25 protein-coding genes are annotated in these 25,817 nt (G+C 57.4%); 11 read left to right on the top strand and 14 right to left on the bottom strand.

Annotation, left to right across the window (positions count from 1 at the left end; genetic code table 11):
- Nucleotide 1: 1 nt before the first annotated feature.
- Nucleotides 2-922: a carbohydrate ABC transporter permease gene (locus HPQ64_RS11410; RefSeq protein WP_172888638.1), complete on the top strand. Its 921-nt coding sequence runs from the start codon at nt 2-4 to the stop codon at nt 920-922.
- A 19-nt stretch (nt 923-941) separates the two neighbouring features.
- On the opposite strand, the gene HPQ64_RS11405 is transcribed toward HPQ64_RS11410, so the two are convergent.
- Genes HPQ64_RS11405 through HPQ64_RS11395 form a run of 3 tightly spaced genes read right to left on the bottom strand, consistent with a single transcriptional unit; the run spans nt 942 to nt 4,353 of the window.
- Nucleotides 942-2,441 (bottom strand): FGGY-family carbohydrate kinase, encoded by a 1,500-nt coding sequence (locus HPQ64_RS11405; RefSeq protein WP_172888637.1) that lies wholly within the window; start codon nt 2,439-2,441, stop codon nt 942-944.
- Nucleotides 2,438-3,541 (bottom strand): M42 family metallopeptidase, encoded by a 1,104-nt coding sequence (locus HPQ64_RS11400; protein WP_172888636.1) that lies wholly within the window; start codon nt 3,539-3,541, stop codon nt 2,438-2,440. The genes HPQ64_RS11405 and HPQ64_RS11400 overlap by 4 nt, the downstream gene beginning before the upstream one ends.
- On the bottom strand, nt 3,541-4,353 hold the full coding sequence (locus HPQ64_RS11395; protein WP_172888635.1) for a BtpA/SgcQ family protein: 813 nt from the start codon (nt 4,351-4,353) through the stop codon (nt 3,541-3,543). The genes HPQ64_RS11400 and HPQ64_RS11395 overlap by 1 nt, the downstream gene beginning before the upstream one ends.
- Nucleotides 4,354-4,459: 106 nt before the next feature.
- Between HPQ64_RS11395 and HPQ64_RS11390 the strand changes: the two genes are divergently transcribed.
- Both HPQ64_RS11390 and HPQ64_RS11385 read left to right on the top strand, forming a co-directional pair.
- Entirely contained in the window at nt 4,460-5,482 is a 1,023-nt protein-coding gene (locus HPQ64_RS11390; RefSeq protein WP_343036033.1) for an aldo/keto reductase, read from the top strand.
- 19 nt (nt 5,483-5,501) lie between these two features.
- The gene (locus tag HPQ64_RS11385) at nt 5,502-6,335 is read left to right on the top strand and encodes an amidohydrolase family protein (protein WP_343036032.1); all 834 of its coding nucleotides are present in this window, start codon (nt 5,502-5,504) and stop codon (nt 6,333-6,335) included.
- On the opposite strand, the gene HPQ64_RS11380 is transcribed toward HPQ64_RS11385, so the two are convergent.
- Complete coding sequence (locus HPQ64_RS11380; protein ID WP_172888632.1) at nt 6,324-7,070, bottom strand: GntR family transcriptional regulator; 747 nt, start codon at nt 7,068-7,070, stop codon at nt 6,324-6,326. The genes HPQ64_RS11385 and HPQ64_RS11380 overlap by 12 nt on opposite strands.
- A 62-nt stretch (nt 7,071-7,132) precedes the next feature.
- Here HPQ64_RS11380 and HPQ64_RS11375 point away from each other — a divergent pair, with 62 nt between their 5' ends.
- Both HPQ64_RS11375 and HPQ64_RS11370 read left to right on the top strand, forming a co-directional pair.
- Entirely contained in the window at nt 7,133-8,665 is a 1,533-nt protein-coding gene (locus tag HPQ64_RS11375) for a UxaA family hydrolase (RefSeq protein WP_425483818.1), read from the top strand.
- Nucleotides 8,666-8,681: 16 nt separating this feature from the next.
- Nucleotides 8,682-9,416: an SDR family oxidoreductase gene (locus HPQ64_RS11370; protein WP_172888630.1), complete on the top strand. Its 735-nt coding sequence runs from the start codon at nt 8,682-8,684 to the stop codon at nt 9,414-9,416.
- Nucleotides 9,417-9,438: 22 nt separating this feature from the next.
- Here the strand turns inward: HPQ64_RS11370 and HPQ64_RS11365 are convergent, their stop codons facing one another.
- A complete protein-coding gene (locus tag HPQ64_RS11365) occupies nt 9,439-10,671 on the bottom strand; it encodes a urate hydroxylase PuuD (protein WP_172888629.1) in 1,233 nt (410 codons plus the stop codon).
- 110 nt (nt 10,672-10,781) lie between these two features.
- Here HPQ64_RS11365 and HPQ64_RS11360 point away from each other — a divergent pair, with 110 nt between their 5' ends.
- Nucleotides 10,782-11,687 carry a LysR family transcriptional regulator gene (locus HPQ64_RS11360; protein WP_172888628.1) on the top strand — a complete coding sequence of 302 codons (906 nt, stop codon included), beginning with the start codon at nt 10,782-10,784 and terminating at the stop codon, nt 11,685-11,687.
- Between the two features lie 12 nt (nt 11,688-11,699).
- On the opposite strand, the gene uraH is transcribed toward HPQ64_RS11360, so the two are convergent.
- Nucleotides 11,700-12,062: a hydroxyisourate hydrolase gene (gene uraH, locus HPQ64_RS11355; protein ID WP_172888627.1), complete on the bottom strand. Its 363-nt coding sequence runs from the start codon at nt 12,060-12,062 to the stop codon at nt 11,700-11,702.
- A 171-nt stretch (nt 12,063-12,233) separates the two neighbouring features.
- Between uraH and puuE the strand changes: the two genes are divergently transcribed.
- From puuE to HPQ64_RS11340, 3 genes are all read left to right on the top strand, one after another.
- Nucleotides 12,234-13,652, top strand: a complete 1,419-nt coding sequence (puuE, locus tag HPQ64_RS11350) for an allantoinase PuuE (RefSeq protein ID WP_172889561.1) — start codon at nt 12,234-12,236, stop codon at nt 13,650-13,652.
- Between the two features lie 10 nt (nt 13,653-13,662).
- The gene (locus HPQ64_RS11345) at nt 13,663-14,496 is read left to right on the top strand and encodes a bifunctional allantoicase/(S)-ureidoglycine aminohydrolase (RefSeq protein WP_172888626.1); all 834 of its coding nucleotides are present in this window, start codon (nt 13,663-13,665) and stop codon (nt 14,494-14,496) included.
- A gap of 118 nt (nt 14,497-14,614) precedes the next feature.
- Nucleotides 14,615-16,042 carry a uracil-xanthine permease family protein gene (locus tag HPQ64_RS11340; RefSeq protein WP_172888625.1) on the top strand — a complete coding sequence of 476 codons (1,428 nt, stop codon included), beginning with the start codon at nt 14,615-14,617 and terminating at the stop codon, nt 16,040-16,042.
- Between the two features lie 69 nt (nt 16,043-16,111).
- Here the strand turns inward: HPQ64_RS11340 and HPQ64_RS11335 are convergent, their stop codons facing one another.
- The 3 genes from HPQ64_RS11335 to HPQ64_RS11325 form a co-directional block, all read right to left on the bottom strand.
- Nucleotides 16,112-16,603: an ureidoglycolate lyase gene (locus tag HPQ64_RS11335; RefSeq protein WP_172888624.1), complete on the bottom strand. Its 492-nt coding sequence runs from the start codon at nt 16,601-16,603 to the stop codon at nt 16,112-16,114.
- A gap of 72 nt (nt 16,604-16,675) precedes the next feature.
- Nucleotides 16,676-17,236: a gluconokinase gene (locus tag HPQ64_RS11330; RefSeq protein WP_210260252.1), complete on the bottom strand. Its 561-nt coding sequence runs from the start codon at nt 17,234-17,236 to the stop codon at nt 16,676-16,678.
- Between the two features lie 244 nt (nt 17,237-17,480).
- Entirely contained in the window at nt 17,481-18,560 is a 1,080-nt protein-coding gene (locus tag HPQ64_RS11325; RefSeq protein WP_172888623.1) for a glycosyltransferase, read from the bottom strand.
- 536 nt (nt 18,561-19,096) lie between these two features.
- Here HPQ64_RS11325 and HPQ64_RS11320 point away from each other — a divergent pair.
- Nucleotides 19,097-20,308, top strand: a complete 1,212-nt coding sequence (locus tag HPQ64_RS11320) for a glycosyltransferase family 4 protein (RefSeq protein ID WP_246270685.1) — start codon at nt 19,097-19,099, stop codon at nt 20,306-20,308.
- Between the two features lie 12 nt (nt 20,309-20,320).
- The gene (locus tag HPQ64_RS11315; protein ID WP_172888622.1) at nt 20,321-21,619 is read left to right on the top strand and encodes a nucleotide sugar dehydrogenase; all 1,299 of its coding nucleotides are present in this window, start codon (nt 20,321-20,323) and stop codon (nt 21,617-21,619) included.
- On the opposite strand, the gene HPQ64_RS11310 is transcribed toward HPQ64_RS11315, so the two are convergent.
- The 5 genes from HPQ64_RS11310 to HPQ64_RS11290 form a co-directional block, all read right to left on the bottom strand.
- Nucleotides 21,614-22,651 (bottom strand): aldose epimerase family protein, encoded by a 1,038-nt coding sequence (locus HPQ64_RS11310; protein ID WP_172888621.1) that lies wholly within the window; start codon nt 22,649-22,651, stop codon nt 21,614-21,616. The genes HPQ64_RS11315 and HPQ64_RS11310 overlap by 6 nt on opposite strands.
- A gap of 16 nt (nt 22,652-22,667) precedes the next feature.
- On the bottom strand, nt 22,668-23,669 hold the full coding sequence (locus tag HPQ64_RS11305; RefSeq protein WP_172888620.1) for an Ldh family oxidoreductase: 1,002 nt from the start codon (nt 23,667-23,669) through the stop codon (nt 22,668-22,670).
- Nucleotides 23,666-24,598 (bottom strand): NAD(P)-dependent oxidoreductase, encoded by a 933-nt coding sequence (locus HPQ64_RS11300; protein WP_172888619.1) that lies wholly within the window; start codon nt 24,596-24,598, stop codon nt 23,666-23,668. Before HPQ64_RS11300 ends, HPQ64_RS11305 begins: the two co-directional genes overlap by 4 nt.
- Nucleotides 24,599-24,602: 4 nt before the next feature.
- Nucleotides 24,603-25,577 (bottom strand): YeiH family protein, encoded by a 975-nt coding sequence (locus HPQ64_RS11295; RefSeq protein WP_172888618.1) that lies wholly within the window; start codon nt 25,575-25,577, stop codon nt 24,603-24,605.
- Between the two features lie 123 nt (nt 25,578-25,700).
- Nucleotides 25,701-25,817: UxaA family hydrolase (locus HPQ64_RS11290; RefSeq protein WP_172888617.1), on the bottom strand; the 117-nt coding region annotated here is incomplete at its 5' end.

The raw sequence follows: 25,817 nt of genomic DNA, 5'->3' as shown, positions 1-25,817 counted from the left end.
GATGTCCGACAAGCAGATTTTCCACGATAGCGAATTCGACCTGCTTCAGAAAACGCGCTGGTTTTCCGGAAGAGTCGCGGTCTATGGCATCCTGATTTTCTGGACCGTGGTCTGCCTGTTTCCGATCTACTGGACGATCACGACCTCCTTCAAGATGGCGCCGAACGTCATGCAGGGGCATCTGGTGCCTCTTGTCGACTTCACGCCGAGATGGCTCGGCTGGAAATCGCTTGGCCTTTCGCCCGACACGATCTGGGCGGAATCGACCGTGCGCGAAGAATTTCTGAAACGCTTCACGAATTCCACGATTTCAGCTCTCGCCTCCTCGACACTCGCCGTCATCCTCGGCAGCATGGCGGCCTATGGCCTGAGCCGCTTTCGCTACCGTTTCGGCTTCATGCGAAACCCCGATATTTCCTTTTTTTTCCTGAGCCAGCTTATCCTTCCACCAGTCGTTCTCGCCCTTCCGTTCCTCGTGCTTTACAAGCAGTTGGACCTTCTGGATACGAGTATCGGCCTCGTCATGCTCTATACGCTGACGGTGCTGCCGATCGTCATCTGGATCATGCGAGACCAGTTTTCTTCAATTCCCGTCGAGCTTGAGGAAGCAGCTCTCGTGGATGGTCTTTCAATCTGGGGCGCTTTCCTGACGATCGTGCTGCCGATCGCCCTTCCAGGCATGGTCGCCGCCTTCATCCTCTGCCTCGTGCTCACCTGGAACGAATATTTCTTCGCGGCTCTTCTGACCTCGACGGACGCCAAGACGCTGCCCGTCATGGTCGCAAGCCAGACGGGCAGCCAGGGAATCAACTGGTGGGCGATGGCAGCGCTCAGCACGGCCGCGATCCTGCCGCTGATCATTATCGGCATCGTGCTGGAGCGTTACATCATCAAGGGCATGGCCGCCGGCGCGGTGAAATAAAAATTCGGACCGGAGCGCGTTAATCAGCGCTCTCGCCGAGGGCGGCAGCGATGTGTTTGGTGCTTTCGTAAAGCTCCCGAAACAGCTTGTACTGGCTCTTGTAGACGGCATGTTCTTCCGCCTTGATCGTGGAATCTGGCGGGTTCCAGAGCAGGATGTCCTCTGGTGCCGCCGCCCCGATCGCGACAGCTGCCAGAAATGCATCGCCATAGGCAGCACCCACCGTCTTCTCGCAGACGATCTGGTCAAGCCCGCCGATATCCGATGTAGCCTGCAGCCAGACGTCGTTCTTCGTGCCACCACCGACAGCAAGGATGCGGGCAGGTGCTTGCCCGGCCTCCCGATAGGTCTCGATCACATGCCCGGTGCCATAGGCGATACCTTCCAGGAGCGCACGATAAAGATCGCCGCGCCCATGCGTGAGGTTGAGACCAAAGAACGCGCCTTTCGCCAAAGGGTCATGTATCGGCGTTCGCTCACCCGAAAAATAAGGCAACATGATCAGGCCCTTCGCGCCCTTGGGCGAGCCTCTTGCCTCTTCCGCGAGTGCCGCAAAGGCAGCGTCTTTCGAAAGTTCTGCGGCGAATTCGTCTCGAAACCAGTGGGTCAAGGTTCCGCTTGTGGCAAGGCCGGCCATAGATGCATGAGTGCCGGGATATAGCCAGGGCGCGTACCACAGGCGGCTGTCCTGCACGCGCTCCCCCGTCACCAGGATGATGAACACGGTGGAGCCGTACATCATCATCATATCGCCGGGTTCGTGCACTCCAACGCTCACCGCTTCCGCTGCCGCATCGATCGTGCCGGCGGTCACCGGCGTGCCTTCCGCCAGCCCCGTTTCGGCTGCGGCTTGAGCCGATATGCGGCCCGCGATCTCCGTCGACCACATGAGGCGTGGCAGGCGAGAGGGATCGGCAATTCCATCCGAAAGGTCCGCAGCCCAGTCTTGCATACGGACATCATAAAGCGGAGAGAAATTGGCCGCCGTGTAGTGGTCGATGACATATTCGCCCGTGAGGCGAAAAACGACATAACTCGTAGAAGTCAGGAACTTCGCGGCTTTTTCATAAATCTCCGGTCGGTTCCGCTTCAGCCAGAGAATCTTCGGCCCGACGGACTGCGAGGTCAGCGCATTGCCGCATCGCTCGAGGATTTTATCCGCGCCAAGGTTATCCGTCAGTTCGACAATTTCCTGCTCCGCCCTCGTATCGACGCCGTAAAGAACACCGTTCATCAAAGGTATTCCGGCTTCGTCGACCGGCAGCATGCAAGGGCCGATGGCGCTGGTCGCGACACAACGGATATCGGATGGATCTATGCCTGAAGTATCCAGAAGCTTTCGGCTAATGGTCTTGAAATCATGCCACCAATCCTCGTCCGCCCGGTGTTCCGCCCAACCCGGCCGGGGCACGATCATCTTGTGCGGCGAAGCGGCACTGGCGACGATTTCGCCAGCCTCATCGACGATAACGCCCTTGGATTCAAAAGTTCCGATATCAATACCGAGCGTATAGCTCATGCACCCTCCCCGTCGCGCCCAAGTTCGAAATCGCCGCCAATTCTTGCGAGCGCGGCAATCAGCAATCTGGCAAGTCCTTCGAGGTCTCCGAGGTCACAGACTTCGAGGCTCGAATGCGAGTAGCGCATCGGAAAACCGACATCGACCGAGACAACCCCTTCACCGATCAATTGAACGTACGAAAGGTCGGTCAGTACACCCACCTGCGCGCTGCGTTGCAAAAGCACTCCCGCCGTAACCGACGTTTCCTCAAGCAAACGAACCGCCGAAGGATGCGGGATGACGCCATTGAGCGTGCCGCGCCCGTGAAACGAATAAAGGCTCAGGCCCGGCCCGCCGCCGAGACGCATATCGCCGCGATCCGCCATTTCGGGCGTGTCAGTCGCGAGCATAAGGTCGATCTGGATGGCGATATCAGGCTTGAGCGTTTGCGCAGCGACCACGGCGCCCCGAAGGTTGAATTCCTCTTGAACGGAGAAAACGAGGTGAACCGTTGGCCCGGTTTTTCGATCCTTCAACGCGCTCGCTATCTCCATCAGTACGGCACAACCAGCGCGGTCATCAACGCTGGTACCGGCAATCCGGTTCCCGGCCAATTCGAAGACATTCGGCCTGTAGACCACCGGGGTCCCAATCGTGATACCGGCAGCTTCAACCTCTGACTTCGACGAATGTCCGGTGTCTATCCGCAAGTCCGCCGCCTTCAGGACGGTGTATTTCTCTTCCGGAGAAGTCGCATGGTGGCTCTTGTTGTAGAGCACGCCCGGAACGTCGCAGCCGTTTCTTCCGCAAAGCAAAACCGCCTGGGACGCCAGCGCACGTTCCGGAACCCCGCCCAGCCGCTCGACGCGGATCAGGCCGTTTTCCTCGACTTTTCTGACGATGAAGCCGAGTTGGTCCATATGTGCGAAGACCATGACGGAGGGCAGTGCGGTATCGCCTTCGAACGAAGCGATGAGGTTACCGATGCGATCCGATCGGCATCCAATGCCATCCACACGAAGGCGTTCGGCGATCCACCTGCGCACACGATCCTCATGCCCGCTCAGTCCCGGGATCATCATGAGGTCGCTCAGATTGGAGCGGAGCCGGTCCTTCATCAGGCTTCACCCCGCGCAGCTCTCGCGCGCTGCATGAAATCAGCCGCACGGTCGGCGTCGACCGGCTTCCATGTGTTGCCATCGACTTTCAACGCGGACCCGACGATGCAGCCATCCGCCACTTTCAGCACATCCGCAATGGTTTCATGCTTTACGCCGGTGTTCGCCAAAACGGGTGTTTCGGGAAGAACTGCTTTTACCGATTCAAGATCCGAAAGCGCGGCGGCCTCGCCTGTGATCTGACCGGACACCAGCACCGCATCCGGAATGCTGGAAAAGACCGCGCTTCTTGCGCGATCCGGCAAGGAACGCAGGTCGAGGCTGTCCGCAAACTCGGCAGAGACATTGTAGAACATGGCCACGTCGTCACCTCCCAACCGATTGCGATAGCGCATGGCCGCACCCGCATCAGGCTTCCACACACCCATGTCCGACGCGTAGGTGCCGGTGAAGATTTCCCGCACGAACCGGGCACCCGTCGCGGCGGCAAGCGCAACCGTGCTCATCGGGTCCCAAAGCACGTTCACGCCGAAGGGAACGGTGATTTCGTCGCGCAGGCGCCCGATCACATAGGCCATTGTCGCAGTTGACGCGGTATCGACCTTAAATTCATAAGGCCGGTCATTCTCGTTGCCAAACATCACAGCATCGAAGCCTGCCACCTGCAGGGCTGAAAGGTCGGCGCGCGCACCCTCGACCAGACCTTCGAGGCCAGACTCCCGATCATGGAGCGGAGTGCCCGGCAACGCGCCGAGGTGTACCATCGCGATTACCGGCTTCTTTCGCCCGAACACGCTTTGAAACCGGTTCATGCAGCCTTCCTCCCGACGTTAATTTTTAGCGAACCCGATGCTGAACCCATTGGTTCCCAATAATAATCATACTAACATGTTAGAAAACAGGGAGAGATTTATGAGCATCGCGACACGCCACTGGGACAGGATCGGCAATGGCGGCCTGACATTCACCGAACTGGGGTTCGGCAGCGCACCACTCGGCAACCTATATCGGTCGATTACGGATGAGGAAGCCGACGCCATACTTGCATTGGCGTGGGAATCTGGCGTGCGCTACTTCGACACCGCGCCCCTTTACGGCCTCGGCCTTTCCGAAACACGATTGAACCGTTTTCTCCGCGGAAAGCCACGCGATGAATACGTTCTATCCACAAAGGTCGGCCGGCTTTTGAGCCCGGCGACTGCGGAAACGCGCGACGGCATCGGCAAGTGGTTCGATGTGCCAAACCGGAAGGAAATCTACGACTACACCTATGACGGAGTGATGCGTTCACTTGAATTTTCCCTGGAACGCCTTGGCGTCGACCGTGTCGATATTCTCTACGCCCACGATCTTGATGTCTTCAACCACGGAACGCAAAGCGCGCTCGACGAAAAGCTAAACGAACTGATTGCCGGCGGCTACAAGGCGATGCTCTCGCTCAGGGACCATGGCGTTATCCGTGCCTTCGGCGCCGGCGTGAACGAATGGCAATCCTGCCAATGGATGGCAGAGCGCGGCGACTTCGACCTGTTCCTGCTTGCCGGCCGCTATACCCTTCTGGAACAGGAAGCTCTCGACAGTTTCCTTCCGCTTTGCGCGGAGCGTGGCATCGGCATCGTGATCGGCGGGCCGTACAACTCCGGCATCCTGGCGACCGGGCCGCGCCAAGGAGCTTTCTACAACTACGACCCCGCCCCGCCAGAAATTCTGGATCGTGTCGGCAAGATAGAAGCGGTGTGCGAGCGCCACGGCGTGCGCATGCTGGATGCGGCCTTCCAATTTCCGCTGCACCATCCTGCGGTCGTTTCCATTATTCCCGGCGGTCAGGGTGTTGAGGAAATGCGCTCCAATCTTTCAGCGAGCAAGGCGGATATTCCACCAGCCCTTTGGGCCGATCTGAAAAGCGAAGGCCTGCTGAGGCAGGACGCCCCAACCCCTTGAGGAGAACGACTTGACTCAGGTGGACGCTCATCAGCATTACTGGAACCCGGCTCGGGGCGATTACGGCTGGATGCCCAAGGACGATAAGGTTCTCACCCGCATCTATATGCCTGCCGATCTCTCGCCGGGACTGGCAAGGCACGAGATCGAGGCGACGGTGCTCGTCCAGGCCGCCCCCTCGATCGAAGAGACCGAATATTTGCTCGGCATTGCCGATGCGACGGCGCATGTCGCAGGCGTCGTCGGTTGGGTGGATTTCGAGCGCCCGGAAGACCGCAGACAACTGGAGCGACTTGCCCGGCATCCGAAGTTTCGCGGGGTCCGTCCCATGATCCAGGACATTCCGGATAAGGACTGGATGTTGCGCGCGGATGTGCAATGGGGCTTCGAAGCCTTGAACGAGCTGGACCTGACGTTCGACGCGCTCGGATTTCCGATCCATCTGGAAAACTTTCTGACCATCCTGAAGCGCTATCCGGAAATGCGAACCGTTATCGATCACTGTATGAAGCCGGAAATTCGCAATCATTCACCCGAGAGTTTCCAGCATTGGGCGAACGGAATGTCACAGCTAGCAAATGAGACGAAAGCCTGCTGCAAGCTGTCCGGGTTGGTCACCGAAGCCTCGCAAAACTGGATGCTGGAAGATCTGAAGCCCTATGCGGAGCATGTGCTATCCGCATTCGGTGCTGAGCGCGTGATGTGGGGATCGGACTGGCCGGTTTGCCGGCTGCGGGCGGAATATTCCGATTGGAGGAAAATCGCAGAAGACCTGACGTCTCACCTCTCGAACAAAGAAAGGCAGAGAGTATTTGGAGAGACCGCCGCCGAATTTTACCGTTTAGACGTTTGACTTTTTCGGTTCGAAAAGATCGGGGTGTTCCTTTTCCAGCGGGGCAAGGAAAGTCATGAGTTGCCGTAGATGGCCGCGCATTTCCTTGCGGGCGAGTTCCGGGTCCCGTTTCTCCAAAGCCGTCAAAATCGCCCGATGTTCGTCGAGCGTGGCGGCAACCCGTCCGGGTACCGGCAAGACGAGACGCCGCGCGCGATTTACATGCACCCATGCGCTTTCAGCGACCTGACCCAACTTCCGGTAACCCGTGAACGAAAGAACCATCTCGTGAAATTCGCGGTCCAGCTTGTAGAAACCGGCGTAGTCCCCATCTTCGATCAGGACTTCCTGAACGCGGATGTTCCTGCGCAGTTGGACCAATTGCTCATCGGCGACGACAGGCGCGAGTGCCTCAATTGCGGCAAGTTCTATCGCTTCCCGCAAAAAAGCGCCTTCACGTATTTCGTCCATTGAAAACCGGGCGACGAAGGTTCCGGCTTGCGGGATGACATCCACAAGACCTTCCGCTGCGAGACGAGTGATCGCTTCTGCGGCAGGCGATCTCGATATGCCGAGTGTTTCACAGATTTCCGCCTTGCGCAGCAGCTCTCCCGGCCTGCATCTCAAATCCAGGATCGCCTCACGAAGGGACATATATGTGCGAGCCGCCAGCGATCCGCTAAACGCATCGAGCGAGCGAAATCGTCCACTTTCCGGCGCTTGTTCTTGAATATGGTCGCTTTGGCCTTGCAACATGCTAACATGTTAGCTTTAGGTAAGATTGAGTCAACTACTGCCGCCCGAAGTACAAAAGGACCATGGACATGGCAAGCGCAGGACATCAGGCGATCCGTCTGAATCCGTCAGACAGCGTCGCGGTAGCCCTCGCGAATCTCGCTAAAGGTACCAATCTCGACGACATTCCCGTCGTCACGCGTGATGAAATCGGAAGAGGCCACAAACTGGCGATCACCGATATCGCGAAGGGAAGTCCAGTGCTGCGGTACGGACAGATTATCGGCTATGCCAAGGAAGACATTCCCGCCGGCTCACACGTCCATTCCCATAACCTCGGTATGGGCGATCACAGCCGTGATTACGGCCATGCCAGCGAATCCACTCCCCTTCCCGTCATCGAGGAAGAACGGTTTTTCGACGGATACCATCGCGCGGACGGCAAGGTGGGCACCCGCAACTACCTTGGCGTCCTGACGTCGGTGAACTGTTCGGGAAGCGTCGCCCGCTTTATCGCCGAAGCCGCGGAACGAAGCGGACTTTGCGATGAATTCGCGAATATTGACGGGGTCGTGCCGATCACCCATCAGACCGGCTGTGGCATGTCATCCAAGGACGAGGGGTATCGCACTCTCTTTCGCACATTGTCAGGCTTCGCGGCGCATCCGAATTTCGCGGGTATCCTCCTGATCGGCCTCGGCTGCGAGGTCATGCAGATCCCCGATCTCATCGGCGAGAGGAGGATGCGCGAGGACGGCAACTTTCGCTACATGACCATCCAGCAGTCCGGCGGCACGCGCAAAACGATCGAACAAGGCCTTGAAGCCCTGCGAGAAATGGCGAAAGCCGCCAATCAGGTTACGCGGGCACCGGCGCCCATAAGCCACCTTACCATCGGCCTGCAATGCGGCGGTTCGGACGGATACTCCGGCATTACCGCCAACCCGGCATTGGGGCACGCATCCGACCTTCTCGTGCGCCATGGCGGCACGACGATCCTTTCGGAAACGCCGGAAATCTATGGTGCCGAGCACCTTCTGACACGCCGCGCCATCAGCCGGGAGGTTGGTGAAAAGCTGATCGAGCGCATTCGCTGGTGGGAGGATTACACCGCCCGCAACGGCGGCGAGATGGACAACAACCCGTCCCCCGGCAACAAACGGGGCGGCTTGACGACCATCCTTGAAAAATCCCTCGGCGCAGTCGCCAAGGGTGGCACGGCACCGCTGACGGACGTCTTGAAATTCGCCGAACCGGTCACGCAACGCGGGTTTCTCTATATGGACAGCCCAGGCTACGACCCCTGTTCGGTAACCGGCCAGATCGCATCCGGGGCGACGCTCGTCGCCTTCACGACGGGGCGCGGGTCGGTTTCCGGTTACAAGCCCACGCCATGCATCAAACTTGCAACCAACACGGAAATGTACGAGCGCATGCAGGAGGACATGGACATCAACTGCGGCGACATCGTTTCAGGCGACGCGAGCGTGGAGGAAAAGGGCCGGGAGATTTTCGAGCATTTCATCCGCATCGCCTCAGGCGAGAAGACAAAGAGCGAAACTCTCGGTTTCGGCGGAGTGGAATTCGTGCCCTGGCAAATCGGCGCGGTAATGTAAACTGATCGGAGAAAACATGCTTCTTCAAGGAAAAAAAGCATTCGTTACCGCAGCAGGGGCTGGCATAGGGCTTGCCACCGCGCGGGCATTCGCGGCCGAGGGCGCCGAAGTTATCGCGACCGACATCAACGATGCAGCCTTGGCCGAAATTAATGACGAGAGGATCACCGCCAGGCGTCTGGATGTCATGGACAAGGCTGCGGTTCAAGCAGTGGCTGCCGAAATCGGTGCCGTCGATATCCTCTTCAACTGCGCGGGCTTCGTGCACCACGGCACGATCCTCGACTGCGAGGAGGATGACTTCGACTTCAGCTTCAATCTGAACGTCAAGGCGACATATAATGTCACCAAGGCGTTCCTGCCGGCGATGCTCGACGCAGGCGGCGGCTCGATCGTCTTCATGTCATCGGCGGCATCATCGATCATCGCCGCTCCGAACCGCTTCGTTTACGGCGCGACGAAGGCTGCCGTCATCGGCATGACGAAGTCCATCGCCGCGGATTTCATAACTCAAGGAATTCGCGCCAACGCGATTTGCCCCGCGACAGTCGAAAGCCCGTCCCTTCGCGAGCGCATGAAGGCCACGGGCGATTATGAAGCCGCCCGCGCGGCATTCATTGCACGCCAGCCGATGGGGCGTATCGGCACGCCCGAGGAAATAGCCGACCTTGTCGTGTTCCTGGCGAGCGACAAGAGCAGCTTCATCACGGGTCAGGCGATCGCGATCGACGGCGGCTGGACGAACGTGTGAGAAGCACGCAAGCCATCCCGGATTATTGCGCCTTCACCGCGTTTTCATACCAGGCAACGATCAGGTCCCGTTCTTCGTCGGTGATGAAGCTGACATTGGCGGGCGGCATCGCATTGCTACGCCCGGCCTGCAGGTAGATCTCCCGGGCGTATTTCGCGACCTCGGCATCGGTCTCCAGCTTCACCCCCTTGGGCGCGGTATGGATACCCTCCCAGTAAGGTTCGTTTGCGTGACACATGGAGCACCGCCCAAGCACCGTGTCCCGCACTTCCTCGAAATGCGCGGCGCTCGCGAACCGCTGCGCGCGATCCGTAAACGTCGCCTCATCGGCAGCATCCGAACCCGCACGCTGCATCGTCGACAGCCAGATTATGATGATGAAGATGACAGCCGCCACCGGCCACGTCCAAACCGGATTGCCGGTACCTGCGTGGCGCGAGTTGAAATAGTGGCGGATAAGTGCGCCCATCGGGAACACCAGCGAGGCGATTACCCAATTAAATTCCGTGCCAAATGCGAGCGGGTAGTGGTTCGACAGCATCAGGAAAAGAACAGGCAACGTAAGGTAATTGTTGTGCGTCGAACGCTGCTTCGCCTGGGCACCGAGGGCCGGGTCCGGCGTTTCACCGGCTTTCAGCGCGGCAACGACCTTTTTCTGGTTCGGGATGATGATCAGGAAGACATTCGCCGACATGATCGTCGCGGTGAATGCGCCGAGATGCAGCAATGCCGCCCTGCCCGAAAACACCTGCGTATAGCCCCAGGCCATGGCGACAAGCACGACCATGAGGAGCAGCATCAGCCTGGAGTTATCCTTACCCAAGGGCGACTTGCACAAAAGGTCGTAAAACACCCAGCCGATCCCTATGGACGCGAGAGAAATCAAGATGCCAGTGGTTACGGAAATGTCGAGAACGTTGGGATCGACAAGGTAAAGTTCCGCCCCGGCGTAATAGACGATGCAAAGCATCGCAAAGCCGGAAAGCCAAGTGGCATAGGATTCCCATTTGAACCACGTCAGGTGCTCGGGCAGGCGTTCGGGAGCGACCAGGTATTTCTGGATATGGTAGAAACCACCACCATGGACCTGCCATTCCTCGCCATGCGCACCGGGCGGCAGATCGGGGCTTTTGCGAAGGCCCAGATCGAGCGCGATGAAATAAAACGACGACCCGATCCAGGCGATGCCGGTGATCACATGAAGCCAACGCACCGCGAACGCGAGCCAGTCCCACCAGATTGCAAAGTCAAACATGGATTTCCCCTCAAATGCCTAACTAATGCTCTTGGCAAATTTGCCCGGCATTAGGAAGCGGTTTAAATTCCAAGCACTTTCAAATTTTTCCGAATAATGAGCCGCCTCACATGGCATATGTCAGCAATCTGAAGACGTTCGTCAGGGTCTACGAACTGGGCAGCATGTCTGCGGCAGGGCGGGATCTGCGCGTATCAGCCGCTGTCGCAAGCAGCCGCATATCGGAGTTGGAAAAGCATCTCGGCGTGCGCCTTTTCCACCGCACGACGCGCAGTCTGAGGCCCACCCAGCAAGGGGAAATCTTCTATAAGGGGGCGACGCGTATCCTGGAAACGATCGACGAGGTGGAAGGCCAGATTGCAGAAATCACTGCAAGCCCGAAAGGCACGCTCTTCGTGGCGGCTCCGCTCGGCTTGGGCAAGAAGCTGATCACGCCGCTGATCCCTGAATTCAAGGAAAGATATCCGGATATCAATGTGCGGCTGCGGCTTTCCGACCGAAAGATCGATGTCGCCAACGAGGGGCTGGACCTTGCTTTCGTCACGGGCGACCTGACGGATTCCGAACTCCGCGTGCGCCATATCTGCGATTTCGAACGCATTTTATGCGCATCGCCTTCCTATATCGCCGAACATGGAATGCCCCGCAGCGGCGACGATCTCGTCACCATGGCTCATAAATGCCTGCTGCTGCGCTATCCGGGAGCCTCGGAATTCTTCTGGATGCTCAAGGTGGACGGGAAGCTGAAGCGATACGACGTATCAGGCTCTCTGGAATCGGACGATGGAGATGTCCTGACGTCCTGGGCGCTCGCCGGCTGCGGCATCGTCAACAAGCCGCTGTTCGAGGTGGCGGCGCTGGTCGAAGCCGGAGAGCTCGTGAAAGTGGCGGCCGATACGCCGCCCACCCCCTTGCCGTTTTCATGCGTCTATCCGCACAAGCGCCTGCAGGACCCGAAAGCGCGGCTCTTCATTGAACATATTGTCGACGGCTGCCACGCCGCGTTGGGGCTTTGATCCGCGAAGTCATCAGCTCCCGCGATAGGTCGAATATCCGAATGGCGAGGCAAGCAGCGGGACGTGATAGTGCTCGCTCGCATCATCGATACCGAAGCGTACGGGAATAACATCAAGAAACGGAACTTCGCTCACAAGTCCGCGCGCTTTGAAATAGTCGCCGATATGGAAGACGATTTCATAGGTACCCGCTTGAAGGTTGCCTTTGCCGATTACGGGCTGATCGGTTCTGCCATCCGAGTTCGTGCGGGCGTTCGTCAGTTCTTCCCGATCCTCGCCTTTAATGCGGAATACCGTGATCACCACATTCGCGGCGGGACAGCCATTCGCCGTGTCGAGAATATGTGTTGTCACATATCCGGCGTTATCGGACATCATTGCCTCCATCCGGTTCGTCTCCGCATTTATTTGCGATCCAGAGTCGTTTGAAAACGACAACCTGCCTGAAGGTTCTTCAATTTAATTTTGAAATTACCAGGGATTATCCTGCGGTATAGGTAAATTCGATATCATAGGCGGCCTTTAATCGGGGGATGTAGGGTGACCATTCGCTATCCGCGTGACCTTCATGGATATGGTGCGAAGCCACCACAGGCCGGTTGGCCTGGCGATGCCAAGATCGCTGTCCAATTCGTGCTGAACTACGAGGAAGGTGGCGAGAACTGCATTCTCCATGGTGACGAAGCGTCCGAGGCCTTCCTTTCCGAGATCATCGGCGCAGCCCAGTGGCCGGGCCAACGCCACTGGAACATGGAATCGATCTACGAATATGGAGCGCGCGCCGGCTTCTGGCGGCTACACCGGCTTTTCAGCGAACAGGATATCCCTGTCACCGTTTATGGTGTCGCAACCGCCCTCGCTCGTGCCCCCGCTCAGGTGGAGGCGATGCTCGATGCCGATTGGGAGATTGCATCGCACGGCCTGAAATGGATCGAGCACAAGGACTATGCAATCGAGGACGAGCGCGAGACCATACTTGAGGCAATCCGCCTGCATGAAGCGGTAACCGGCTCGCGGCCACGCGGGTGGTACACGGGCCGTTGCTCCGTCAATACCGTCGACCTTGTCACCGAAGAAGGCGGCTTCGACTATATTTCGGACACCTATGCCGACGATCTGCCCTATTGGCGACGCCATGCCGGGCGCGACCAGTTGATCATCCCCTACACACTCGATGCGAATGACATGCGCTTTGCGACCGCGCAAGGCTTCAACTCCGGCGACCAGTTCTTCGCCTACCTGAAGGACAGCTTCGACACCCTCTATGCGGAGGGCGAAGCGGGCAGCCCCAAAATTATGTCGGTCGGTCTGCATTGCAGGCTCGCTGGACGTCCCGGGCGAATGGCATCCGTCAAGCGCTTCATCGAATACGCGAGGTCTCACGGAAGCGTTTGGTTTGCAAGAAGGATCGACATCGCCGGGCACTGGGCGAAGCATCATCCGCCAAAAGCCGCTCCCATTGTGCCGTCCCATATGGAGCGCGAAGACTTCGTAAGAACCTTTGGAGGCATTTTCGAGCATTCGCCCTGGATTGCAGAACGCGCCTGGGACGGCGAACTCGGGCTCGCCAATGATACCGCCGTCGGCCTTCATTCCGCACTTTGCATACAGTTTCGTTTGGCAAGCAATGAGGAAAAGCTCGGCGTTTTGAGGGCTCATCCCGATCTAGCGGGCAAACTGGCGGCTGCCAAACGCCTGACGGCGGAATCTACGAAAGAGCAAGCCGGCGCCGGCCTCGACGCCCTGACGGATGAGGAGCGTGAGCGTTTCACGGTGTTGAACGAGGCGTACACGGACAAATTCGGCTTTCCCTTCATTATCGCGGTCAAAGGGCTCGACAAGGCACAGATATTGCTAGCATTCGAAGCGCGTATCGGGAACGACCGCGACACCGAATTCGCCACGGCCTGCCGCCAGGTGGAGCGCATCGCGCGTCTTCGCCTCAACGACATGCTTTCGGGATGAGGACAGAAAAATGACCGCCCGCACATACTACGCACCACATGGCGGACTGCCGGGTCAAACACAACTGCTGACAGATCGTGCCGTCTTTACAGAGGCCTATGCCGTTATCCCGAAGGGTGTGATGACGGATATCGTGACCAGTGTCCTGCCGTTCTGGAAAAAGACGCGCGCATGGATCATCTCCCGGCCCCTGTCCGGATTTGCCGAAACTTTCTCGCAATACATCATGGAAGTGAGACCGGGCGGCGGCAGCGAAAGGCCGGAGCTCGATCACGGCGCAGAAGGTGTGCTTTTCGTCGTCGAAGGCGAGTTGTCGATCGCCATCGATGGACAGCCTCACTCGCTACAGGCAGGCGGCTATGCCTTCCTCCCTCCCGCCAGCAAGTGGACCATCAGGAACGAAGGAAATGCACCCGTTCGCTTTCACTGGGTCAGAAAAGCGTATGAGCGCGTCGAGGGGATCGACGCGCCGGAAGCTTTCGTTACCAACGAAAGGGAGGTTGCGCCAACGCCGATGCCCGATACCGACGGCAAATGGGCGACAACGCGCTTCGTCGATCCGGAAGATGTGCGCCACGACATGCACGTCAATATCGTGACATTCCAGCCGGGCGCGGTCATTCCCTTCGCAGAAACGCATGTCATGGAGCACGGGCTCTACGTGCTGGAAGGCAAGGCCGTCTACAGGCTGAATCAGGATTGGGTGGAAGTGGAGGCTGGCGACTACATGTGGCTGCGCGCCTTCTGTCCGCAGGCCTGCTATGCCGGCGGCCCCGGCCTCTTCCGCTACCTTCTATACAAGGATGTCAACCGACACGCCAAACTGGGCGGAACGCGCGCATAAGGAGTGCAATCGCCATTTCCGGCCAATCGGAAGCCGGAGCAATCACTGCAAATATCGCTCAAAACATAAAATCCAGAGGGCGATTGTGCATGTAACCCATCACGCGGAGGAGAATGCAATGGCATTTGCAGATTCGGATATTGGTACCCCGGCGCAATTGAAAGACCCAAACTACACCCCACCGATCGTCAAGGCGATCCCGCTCGGCATCCAGCACGTGCTGGCGATGTTCGTATCGAATGTCACACCAGCAATCATCATCGCAGGTGCGGCAGGTTTCGGCTTCGGCTCGAATTCCCCAGATTTTCCGTCTCTTATCTACATGATCCAGATGTCGATGCTCTTCGCCGGCATCGCCACTCTTTTCCAGACCATCGGCTTCGGCCCGGTCGGCGCCCGGCTTCCCATTGTCCAGGGGACGAGCTTCGCGTTTCTGCCTATCATGATCCCGCTGGTCGCGGGCAAGGGCGTGGAAGCGCTTCCCGCGCTTTTCGGCGGCGTCGTGCTCGGCGGCCTCTTCCATGCGTCCCTCGGCGCCGTGATAGGCAAGATCCGCTTCGCCCTTCCCCCGCTCGTCACCGGCCTCGTGGTGACGATGATCGGTCTGGCGCTCGTCAAGGTAGGCATTCAATATGCGGCAGGCGGCGTTCCCGCCGTCGACAAGCCTGAATACGGCAGTCTTCTCAATTGGTCGGTCGCCGGCACCGTTATTCTTGTTACCCTTGGTCTCAAGTTCTTTGCCCGCGGAATGCTTTCGGTTTCCGCCGTGCTGATTGGTCTTCTCGCCGGATATGCGGCTGCCTATCTGCTCGGCATGGTGAGTTTCACGAATGTCGAGCGCGCGGCCGCTTTCCAGGTACCAACTCCTTTTCACTTCGGGTTCGAGTTCAGTCTGGCGGCCATCATCGGCTTCTGCCTCATGGCTTTCGTTTCAGCGATTGAGACCGTCGGAGACGTTTCAGGCATTACCAAGGGCGGCGCCGGGCGAGAAGCGACCGACAAGGAAATCGCCGGCGCAACCTACGCCGACGGCCTCGGGTCCGCGATCGCGGGTGTCTTCGGCGCCCTTCCCAACACCTCGTTCAGCCAGAACGTCGGCCTCATCGCAATGACCGGCGTCATGAGCCGGCATGTTGTTACGCTCGGTGCGATATTCCTGATCTTCTGCGGCCTCGTCCCAAAGGTTGGCGCGATCATTTCAACCGTTCCCATCGAAGTCCTCGGCGGTGGCGTGATTGTCATGTTCGGCATGGTGGTGGCGGCCGGGATCTCCATGCTTTCCGATGTTGACTGGAACCGCCGCAACATGGTGATCTTCGCCGTGGCGCTTTCACTTGGCCTCGGTCTGCAACTGGAGCCCAAGGCGCTGCAGTACCTGCCGGATACCCTGCGTATTCTTATGACATCAGGGCTGCTGCCTGCGGCGTTTATCGCGATAATTTTGAACCTCATCCTGCCGGAGCATCTTTCCGAGGAGGCGACAGAGGAGGTTTCAGGAGGAATGGCCGGACACAACGCAGGGCTGAAAAAAGACCCGGCCGAGTAAAACGCGGAACGGATGTAAAAGACCCGGCAGGTCGGCCGGGTCTTTTTGCCATTCTGGCGCTACGCGTCGTTATTCTTCGATCACCAGATAAGGATCATCAAAAAAGAATTCCTCAAGGTTGTTTCCTTCTCCGCCACGATCGACGACGACGAAATCGGAAACCGCTTCGAGTGGCGTCAGCACCCCATGCCAGGTGCTTGGGAAAAAATTTATGCCCTGACCGGGAGCCGTGCGGAACGCACGCGGTCGTATAGGTACGCCATCCTCGTCTTCACAGGCGATCACCAGGAAAGGGCGGGCGGACAAGGGCACGAAAGCCTGGCTGCCAAGGGGATGACGCTCAACCATCTTGAGCTCATAGGGAAAAGATATGGGGGCGCTTTCAAAGATGTTGACGAGCACCCTGGCCTTGGAACCCGTCGTTTCCACGGTCGCCAGATCATGATAGCGCGTGCAGCGGCCATCATTGATCCTGAAACTCTCGGCTCCCGCCTTTTCGATTACTTCGCCAAACGGCGCAAATCCCGCATTAGTAAGGCTTTCCACCTTGATCGATTTCACAAAGCATCTCCCTTATTAACGCAACACGTTCCATGGTTTTTTACACATTCGGCACTTTCGAAATCCTTTTGATTAAATAGAAGGTGCCGGCAAGAACTGCTTTCCCCTTCGCCGAGCTTCTTTCTCGATCATGGCCGATATATCGGCGATGATCCGGTCGACGCTCTGAGAAACGTCAAAGCACGCGCCGGGCGCTTCATTCGCAGATGGTCGTTCTAGGTCACCTAATTGACTGTCGAGCAGCGCAGGCGGCATGAAATGATCTTTCCGTGCCTCAAGACGCCTCAAGATCAATTCGCGATCCCCGTCGAGATGAATAATGAAGAGTGGCCCGAGCCGCTTACGCATGAAATCACGATATTTCTTCTTTAACGCCGAGCAGGCGACAAATACCGAGGCGCTCCCTCCGCCACTTTCCGCGCGAACATGCTCGCAGAGGCTTTCCAGCCAATACCACCGCATATCATCGTTCAGGGGAATCCCAGCCGACATCGCCTCGACGTTTTCCGGTGGATGAAACCGATCGGCCTCGACGAAACTGCCATTGAAATGCTGGGCAAGCCTCACCGCAACAGTCGACTTGCCGACACCACACACCCCCATAACCAAATAGATCGCACGTGTCTCCGCCACCACATCTCCTCAGCGCGGCTATATCATAAACACTCGCAATGATTGTCATGATAGCGCTGTCATTGTCAAATTCACCATGGTTCGCCAAAGGCATGTAACACCCGACAAATAAGAGAGAACCTGATCATACTTTCAAGTACTGCATGCGATCTAATGCAATCAAAAATAAAATTTACATTACCATAACCTCAATTATGCAGAATAATATTCCAATAACATATATAATTAAAAATCTATCGTATTTTTATGTACATTTTAAAAATCTACGATAACGCTTGCAGATCTTCACCAAAGAATAGTTGTCGTCAATGCGCTGTCTCGCCGCTTTGGAAAGTTCTGAAAATTCTCTTGCAGGCACGTGATACATCATCTTCATTGCGTTACACAATGCGAACGCATCTCCCGCCGGAACGATTCTGCCGGTATCTCCGACGATCACCGCAGCCTCTCCCACATCCGTCGCAACAACCGGGATACCATGCCCCATCGCTTCCGCGATAACATTCGGAAAGCCTTCGGTCCTGGAAGATAACACCAGCACATCAATACTTCGATAAAACGATTCCATGTCTTCCGTCTCGCCGCGAAGTTCGATCGCATTTTCCTCGAGGCCCGCATCTGAAATCATAGTCCTCACGGTTTCATTTTCCCAATTCAGCCCCCTGCCTACCGCGATAAAGCGAACGTCGTCCTCCTGCGCGGCTAACTGAGCAGCAGCCTTGAAAAACAGTGCGTGGTCTTTTTGAGGATGAAAGCGTCCGGCAATACCGTAGATTCTTGGTCTTCGGGTATAATCTCTCACGGAATCAACGGGCGGAAACCCATTGGGAATTACTTCAATATTATTATTTTCAAACCCGAAACGGCGATGCAGTTCCATTGCTCTTTGTGAGTTGTAAATTATTCCGTCCGGTAAGCGAGAAAGCACACTTGAGATCTTGGCGGCGATCCTTGAACTGCGCGAAAGCACATTCACATCGTCAAGCGATTGCCTGACATTCCAGTATATAAGCGCTTCGGTTCTTGCAAGGCGCCCGGCAATTATACCCGCCACCATGGCGTGATACATCCAACAGACAATGACTTCCGGCTTTTCTCGCCCGATCAACCGCGCTAGACGAACGCCAGCACCTGCATAGCGTGTCCATGAGTTCATGCCCAGCGCCACACACTTAACGTGGTCACCGGCAAGCTTTTGATTTCGTTCTGAAACGTCTTTCAACGATACTACGAACGCCTTTTCGGGAGAAGCTCGCAGGAGGCGTGTAAGCATCGTCTCCGCGCCACCGATATCGCCAAAATTCGTAATTATATGCATGATCATCGGAGGACCAACCTCAGACCCTGTACTGCTTTACTCTGGCCAGCGAACGCGTTCTCCTAAAGAGAGATTCACGCAATTCAAGCTCTCCTTACGATTGAATAACACAATCGCCCTTGGATTTTGAATTATGTTTCAGCTTTTTATCCTTCGATTAGCAGATATTCGATAATAAAAGATGTTTTAACCAAAATATCTCCTTTCATATGCGTTTCCATTCCCTCTATTATTGATTGATGAAGTGCCGCCGTACCAATCCTTGGCAAGCCGATCGACTTGCCTATCCAGATGTGCAAGAACGACTTTTTCCATTTTCTGTTCATTCGTTGCATTTTCCGGGATCAACCAGGATTGGAATTTCGAGATGATTGAAGCTATCGCGGAGGTCGTTGCGTGAGTTTTGCGAAAATCCGCAGGCTCGTCTCGACAACCCCAAAACTGCAATCCGCATTCGGTGCGCAAGACTAGCGAATGAAATGAAAAGGAAAATTGATCAATATCGATTAAGTTGAGTTGGTTCTTCTCTGTCGAGTAGCGTAATGGAAGTGGAGACCCGAATGATGGCTGCAAATACCGAAGCTTCTCCGAAGCGGGTCCGCGTGGCCATGATCGCAAGCCTCACCTTTTCCCTTGTGAATTTTCGGCTGGAGTTGCTGCGCAGCCTCGTTCGAAGCGGCTGCGAAGTTTACGCGCTTGCACCGGATGACGATCCTGAGAGCATTGCCAAGTTGGAAGAGTCCGGCGTTCGTTTCCGCCGCATTTCCATGGAACGCGCAGGAACCGGGCTGTTTGCGGATATCAAGACCCTTCGGTCGATAAATACCGAATTCAAGAGCATCCGCCCCGATATTGTCCTGCCCTATACGATGAAACCGGTCATCTATGCGGGTATCGCCGCACGAATGGCCAACATACCGAAGCGTTATGCGCTCATTACGGGCCTTGGCTACGTTTTTACGGGAGGCAACCCGAATTTTAAAAAGAAATTGCTACGAAAAATAAGCATACTTCTTTATAGATCGGCTTTGAAGAATGCCGATCGCGTTTTTATTTACAATAAAACGGATTCTGAAATATTTCGAAGCCTCGATATAGTAACCAGCGAGAACTCGATGCTCGTGCCCGGTTCGGGAATCGATACCCGCCATTTCAACGAGAGCGCCCCTCCCGACGGACCACCGGTCTTTCTTCTGATTGCGCGATTGCTGAAGGACAAGGGTATTAGGGAATACGTCGAAGCTGCAAGGATACTGCATGCTAAATACCCGGAATCGAAGCTGCAACTGCTCGGCCCCTTCGACCCAAACCCGGCAGCGATCTCCAAGGAAGAAGTCGAAGAATGGACGGCGAGCGGGGCGATAGAGTATCTGGGCGAAGCGAAAGACGTGCGCCCCTATTTGCGCGGCTGCTCCGTGCTTGTCCTTCCGTCCTATCGCGAAGGTATACCCCGTACCGTACTCGAGGCGATGTCGACCGGCCGTGCAGTGGTCACCACCGACGCTCCAGGATGTGTGGATACCGTGGCGGATGGCGAAACGGGCTTCATCGTGCCTGTCTCGGATTCCATCGCACTTGCCGGTGCGATGGAGAAGTTTATTACGACGCCGTCATTGATTTCGGAAATGGGCGTGCGCGCGAGGCAACGTGCCGTGGACTGCTATGATGTGCACGTCGTCAACCGTATCCTGATTGAAGAAATGGGTTTGCCCTATGTTCCTCCGGTCGATTCCCACCGCGAAGCGGTCTGCTAAGGAGTATCGAGTATGAGCATCGGAACGTCTCCGCTATCGGAACGGATCGCGATCATCGGGTTGGGCTACGTCGGCTTGCCTGTGGCCATAGCATTCGCGAAGGTAGCCGAACATGCGGTTGGTTTCGACATTTCGCAATCAAGGGTCGAAGAGCTCAAAGCCGCCCACGATCAAACAGGTGAAATCTCAAGGGAAGAGCTGCTCGAAACCAGTCTTCGGTTGTCGAGCGATCCACAGAGCCTTTCCGGCGCAAGCATGTTCATCCTCACCGTGCCTACACCGGTTGACGATGCCCATAGACCCGATTTCAAACCGCTTCTCTCGGCGTGCGAAACGGTCGGCCCGCATCTGAAGCACGGGGCGATTGTCGTGGTGGAAAGCACCGTATATCCCGGAGCCACGGAAGAAGTTTGCGGACCCGCGCTGGAACGGGCTTCCGGCCTGAAATGCGGAACGGATTTCTTCCTCGGCTACTCGCCTGAGCGGATCAATCCGGGCGATCGGGAGCATCGCCTCGAAACGATCGTCAAGGTCGTCTCTGGCCAGGACGATGCGACCCTTGAGCGTGTCGCGGCGGCTTATGGCGCAATCGTTCATGCCGGTGTCCACAAGGCAAGCTCGATTCGCGTGGCCGAAGCGGCGAAGGTGATCGAAAACACTCAGCGCGATATCAACATCGCACTGATGAACGAACTCTCCATGATTTTCGAGCGTCTCGATATTCCCACTCGCGATGTGCTCGCGGCAGCCGGAACGAAGTGGAATTTTCTACGCTTCTTTCCTGGCCTCGTTGGGGGGCACTGCATCGGCGTTGACCCTTACTATCTGACCGCGAAGGCCGAGCAGGTCGGCTACCAGCCAGAAGTTATTCTGGCCGGGCGGCGCATCAACGACGGCATGGGCAGGTTTTTGGCCCGCAAAACAATAAAACTCATGGTTTCCGCCGGCCGCTCACTGACCGGAGCCCGGATCGGTGTCTTGGGCCTGGCTTTCAAGGAAGACGTTCCGGACCTTCGCAATTCGAAGGTGCCGGACGTCATCGACGAAATGCGTTCTTTCGGCCTTGCGCCACTCCTTCACGATCCGCATTGCAATGCCGAAGAAGCGCGGCACGAGTTCGGTCTGGAAATTGACGACCTGGAACGGTTTTCGAAGCTCGATGCACTGGTCCTGGCAGTTCCACATCGAGCCTATCTGGACCGCAAATCCGAAATCTTGAAAATGCTGGTCGACGGTGGTGTCCTGATCGACCTGAAAGGCGCGCTTGCCCCGGAGGACATTCCGGCGGGCATCCTTTGCTGGTCTCTATAGAATTGACTTCGCTGCGACATTCAATTCGAAACGATATTCGCTGATCTGGCGATACTTCTCGCCCGGGCGCAATATCGCTTGAGGGAAATGGCGGTGGTTCGGCGCGTCGGGCCAGACCTGCGGCTCCATGGCAAAGCCCGCATAGGCCCCATAGTAACGGCCTTCCAGCCCGGGAATTGGCCGGGCAACCTTTTCGCCGCTGTAAAATTGCAATCCCGGTTCCGTCGTCCAGACTTCCATTGCAACGCCTGAACGCGCGCCTTCCACTTTCGCCGCCCGTCGCAGTCCCGCTCGATCCGCGAAAAGGCAGAAATTGTGATCGTAGGCAAAGGTCCGACCTTCGGCCAAGGACCGGATAGCTCTCGTCTCGCGAAAGTCGAACGGAGATCCTCCGACAACCAGAACATCCCCCGTCGGTATTAATTCCGAGTCCACCGGGAGATAGGCTTCCGCCTCGATCATGACCTTGTGATCAAGACAATCCCCCTCCCCTCCATCGTCGAGGTTGAAGTAGGAGTGATGGGCGAGATTGCACAGCGTCGGCGCATCCGTTTGAGCATCCAATTCAACGACCAGACGGCCCGCATCGGCCAAGCGGTAGGTACAGGTAATGTCGAGGTTGCCGGGAAAGCCCATTGCTCCGTCAGGGTCGCACAGGGTCAAGGTCACGAAATCGTCGCCAAGAGCGGCGATGGACCAAACGCGCTTTCCGATCCCTTCTGCCCCGCCATGAAGGAGATGCTTGCCGAGGAAATTCGTATCGGTCTGCCACTTTATCCCGTCGATGAAAAACCGCCCGTCGCGGATGCGGTTCGCATAGCGCCCTGCGATCGCGCCGAAATATGGAGAATGGGCCGGATAATCCTCGAAACGATCGAAGCCAAGCACAAGGGGAGCATCATGCCCTTCAAGCCGCAAATCCTGGACGACTGCGCCCCAGGTAATAACCTTCGCTGACAGCCCTCCACCTTTCAGGGTGACGCGCTCGACCGTTTCGCCCGATGCGGTTTCACCGAATAATTCACGTGTCATGAACGCTCCTGCGGGTTCAGGCGATCAGGGAACGAATTTCCTGAAAAAGGGACGCGTCGACTTCAATCCCGTTTTCGCGAACTCGCGCGGCGACTTCCCGCCTGCGGCTTCCTGGAACGCGCGCACCTTCCTGCCCCGCGATCAAGCCTGCCATCTCGGCGAAGCGCCCAAGCGCGCCGGAACCGAATGCGGCCGGGTCGATGGCGATCAGCGTTTGCCCGGTTCCCGGCGGATCGCCCTTGTCATCGAAAAAGGACGTCTGCTCGTAGGCGTAGTTCGCACCGGTAAGCCCCGCACACATGAGTTCCACCATCAGCGCCAGCGCCGTGCCCTTGGCATCACCGAGCGGGATCATCGTTCCCGCCATTCCGGCGGCGGGATCGGTGGTCGGGTTACCTTCCGGATCAAGCGCCCAGCCTTCCGGTATTTCCTCGTTTTTCTGCTTTGCCGCCATCAGTTTGCCACGCGCGACCTTGGAAAGCGAAACATCGACCACGACCGGATCGCCATTTTCTGTCGGCGCGGCGAATGCGATCGGGTCCGTGCCGAAGAGCGCCCTCTCCCCGCCCCATGGGGCCATGGCGGCCGGTGCGTTGGCAAACATGAGGGCCACAAGCCCGCGTTGGGCCAATCTCTCTACGGTGATGCCCGCAACACCCGCGTGGTGCGAGCGGTAAACACCCGCAATCGCGATACCTTGTGCGGGAGCGATTTCGGAAAGTTCGCTGATGGCGAGATCGAGCGCGGGAAAGGCGAAGCCATAACCGCCATCGACCCTCACCACGCCTGGCCGTACGCGGGCGGCAGCCGGGATTGCATGCCCCTTCACCTTGCCGGCGCGCACCTGTGCTGCATAGGCTGGGACGCGCCTAAGCCCATGTCCGGCCTGGCCCGCAAGTTCCGCACCGATCAGGGCATCGGCCACCGATTTCGCGTTTTTCTCCGATGTATTGCTTGCAACGAGCGCATCCACGACCAGTCGGAGAGCGGCCTCAACTTTCATAACTTCGTTCGTCATGCTTTTCCGCCCAGATGGCGGATGACCGTCTCGGCGATAAGGTCGGATACCCGCACATTCGATTCCTGCGTTACACCAGCGATATGCGGGGTCAGGATGATATTGTCGAGCCCTTCGAATTTTCCACCTGCTTCCGCCGTGAGCGGCTCCTCCTCAAAGACATCGAGCGCGGCACCGCCGAGGCGCCCGGCTTTCAAAGCATCGGCGAGTGCAGCTTCCTCGACCACGCCGCCGCGCGCGGCATTGATCAAAACGGCATCGGCCTTCATCCTGGCAACTGCCGCTGCATCGATGATATGACGTGTCGCGTCCGTGAGCGGGACATGCAAGCTGACGACATCGGCCGATCGAAGGAGGTCGTCGAGCGTTACACTTTTCGCACCTTCCCAACGTATGTCGCCTTCAGGCAGGAATGGGTCATAGGCGACGACATCCATGCCGAATGCCCTTGCCCGTCCGGCCACCTCGCGCGCGATCGAACCATAACCGACAAGGCCCATCACCTTGCCTGAAACCTCGCGTCCTATGAGGGATTGACGGGGCCAACCACCGCGAGCGACCTCCCCGCCCGAAGCATAGGCGCCGCGGAGCAGCGCAAGCGCGGCGGTCATGACATATTCAGCGACCGAAAGGTCGTTCGCGCCCGTCGCCGGATAAACCGAGACTTCGCGCGCCTTGCACGCATCGACGTCGATATTGTCGAGCCCGACGCCAAGCCTGCCGACGCATTCAAGGCGCGGTGCGGCACAGAGCAGATTTTCCCGCACCTGCGTTCGGTTACGCACGATGAGGGCACGGGCTTGCAGCAAGTGCCCCATCACCCGCGCGGGATCATCAAACAGGCCGGGATCATAGACCGTTTCAAATCGTGCGCCGATCCGCCCGACCGCCGCCTCGTCCATGAATTCGGTTATAACGACATCCGCCACGGGATTATCCTCCGATGAAATACAAAAGGCTCATGACCGTCATGAGTAGCACGACAGTGGTGGCGATCGCGGCATAGATCGCCGTTCCGCCTATTGTGAGCATGTCTTTGATAGACGTCGTTAGGCCAATCGCCGCTACAGCGGAGACAAGGCACCAGCGGGACATGGATACAAGCGGTTCCCGCAAGACACCCGGCACGAGCCCGAGCGAGTTAACCGTCACCATCGCCACGAAACCAAGGGCGAAAAGCGGGATTGGCAGGCGCCGCTTGCTTCCACCTCCCCCTCGTTCCCGGAAGAGCAGTGAAACCAGGAAAACCACTGGCAGCAACATGGCAACGCGGAACAGCTTGACAATTGTCGCGGTATCGCCGGCAAGCTCGCTTACCGCATAACCAGAGCCGACGACCTGGGCGACATCATGAATGGTCGCACCGAGAAAGATGCCCGTCATCCGGTCGTCGAAGCCGATAAGATTGGCAAAGACGGGATAGGTGACCATCGCAATAGTGGAAAGCGAAGTCACGGCCACAACGGTAAAGATTGTTTGCTGCTGTTTCCCCGGCTTGTCGGGCAGCACCGACGAGATCGCAAGAGCAGCGGAAGCGCCGCAGATCGCGGTCGCCCCACCGATCAGAATACCGAATATCCGGCCATGACCTTGCAGGCTTACGATCGTGATGCCAGCCAATATCGTAATCGCCATGGCGATCAGAAGCACGATTACGGTACTTCCTCCAAGGGCCACGACGTCGCTCGCCGCGATCCTGAGACCCAGAAGCGCGACGCCGAATTTAAGAACCGATTTGGATGTGAAGCGGATGCCGGCTTCGACCTTGTCCCCCTCCGAAAGGAAGTTGAGCGCGATGCCGATCAGCAGCGCCAGCAGCATGACCGGCCCGCCATAAGTGTCGGCTACGAAACTAGCGGCAGCGGCAACAAGCAGAGCTGTCCCCATACCGGGAATCAGCGCACGCATTCGAGTGACCAAGCAACCTGTCTGAGCAAGAGAAGTCATGAGATCGAAGCTCTGTTCACCCGGCCCTGCTGGGTACGGTGCTGCCGGGCGCCTCTTCGCGCGAACGCCCGCAAACACCGTTACTCAGGCGCTTCTGTAGAGCTTGGTCATGGAGAACTCGCGGTGTCCGAGGGCTTCTGCGGCGGTGTTGCGGCCGTTCGAGGTGCGCACGATCATGTCGATGAGCGCGTCGCCCGCCTC

This window comes from Hongsoonwoonella zoysiae (genome assembly GCF_013266695.1).
GTDB classification, from domain to species: Bacteria; Pseudomonadota; Alphaproteobacteria; order Rhizobiales; family Stappiaceae; genus Hongsoonwoonella; species Hongsoonwoonella zoysiae.
This window is presented reverse-complemented; position numbering and strand designations above follow the sequence as displayed.

Coding starts and splice junctions, on each gene's coding strand:
- HPQ64_RS11410 (WP_172888638.1), top strand. CDS start 2: ATGTCCGACAAGCAGATTTTCCACGATAGCGAATTCGACCTGCTTCAG.
- HPQ64_RS11405 (WP_172888637.1), bottom strand. CDS start 2,441: ATGAGCTATACGCTCGGTATTGATATCGGAACTTTTGAATCCAAGGGC.
- HPQ64_RS11400 (WP_172888636.1), bottom strand. CDS start 3,541: ATGAAGGACCGGCTCCGCTCCAATCTGAGCGACCTCATGATGATCCCG.
- HPQ64_RS11395 (WP_172888635.1), bottom strand. CDS start 4,353: ATGAACCGGTTTCAAAGCGTGTTCGGGCGAAAGAAGCCGGTAATCGCG.
- HPQ64_RS11380 (WP_172888632.1), bottom strand. CDS start 7,070: ATGTTGCAAGGCCAAAGCGACCATATTCAAGAACAAGCGCCGGAAAGT.
- HPQ64_RS11375 (WP_425483818.1), top strand. CDS start 7,133: ATGGACATGGCAAGCGCAGGACATCAGGCGATCCGTCTGAATCCGTCA.
- HPQ64_RS11370 (WP_172888630.1), top strand. CDS start 8,682: ATGCTTCTTCAAGGAAAAAAAGCATTCGTTACCGCAGCAGGGGCTGGC.
- HPQ64_RS11365 (WP_172888629.1), bottom strand. CDS start 10,671: ATGTTTGACTTTGCAATCTGGTGGGACTGGCTCGCGTTCGCGGTGCGT.
- HPQ64_RS11360 (WP_172888628.1), top strand. CDS start 10,782: ATGGCATATGTCAGCAATCTGAAGACGTTCGTCAGGGTCTACGAACTG.
- uraH (WP_172888627.1), bottom strand. CDS start 12,062: ATGTCCGATAACGCCGGATATGTGACAACACATATTCTCGACACGGCG.
- HPQ64_RS11345 (WP_172888626.1), top strand. CDS start 13,663: ATGACCGCCCGCACATACTACGCACCACATGGCGGACTGCCGGGTCAA.
- HPQ64_RS11340 (WP_172888625.1), top strand. CDS start 14,615: ATGGCATTTGCAGATTCGGATATTGGTACCCCGGCGCAATTGAAAGAC.
- HPQ64_RS11325 (WP_172888623.1), bottom strand. CDS start 18,560: ATGATCATGCATATAATTACGAATTTTGGCGATATCGGTGGCGCGGAG.
- HPQ64_RS11320 (WP_246270685.1), top strand. CDS start 19,097: ATGGAAGTGGAGACCCGAATGATGGCTGCAAATACCGAAGCTTCTCCG.
- HPQ64_RS11315 (WP_172888622.1), top strand. CDS start 20,321: ATGAGCATCGGAACGTCTCCGCTATCGGAACGGATCGCGATCATCGGG.
- HPQ64_RS11310 (WP_172888621.1), bottom strand. CDS start 22,651: ATGACACGTGAATTATTCGGTGAAACCGCATCGGGCGAAACGGTCGAG.
- HPQ64_RS11305 (WP_172888620.1), bottom strand. CDS start 23,669: ATGACGAACGAAGTTATGAAAGTTGAGGCCGCTCTCCGACTGGTCGTG.
- HPQ64_RS11295 (WP_172888618.1), bottom strand. CDS start 25,577: ATGCGTGCGCTGATTCCCGGTATGGGGACAGCTCTGCTTGTTGCCGCT.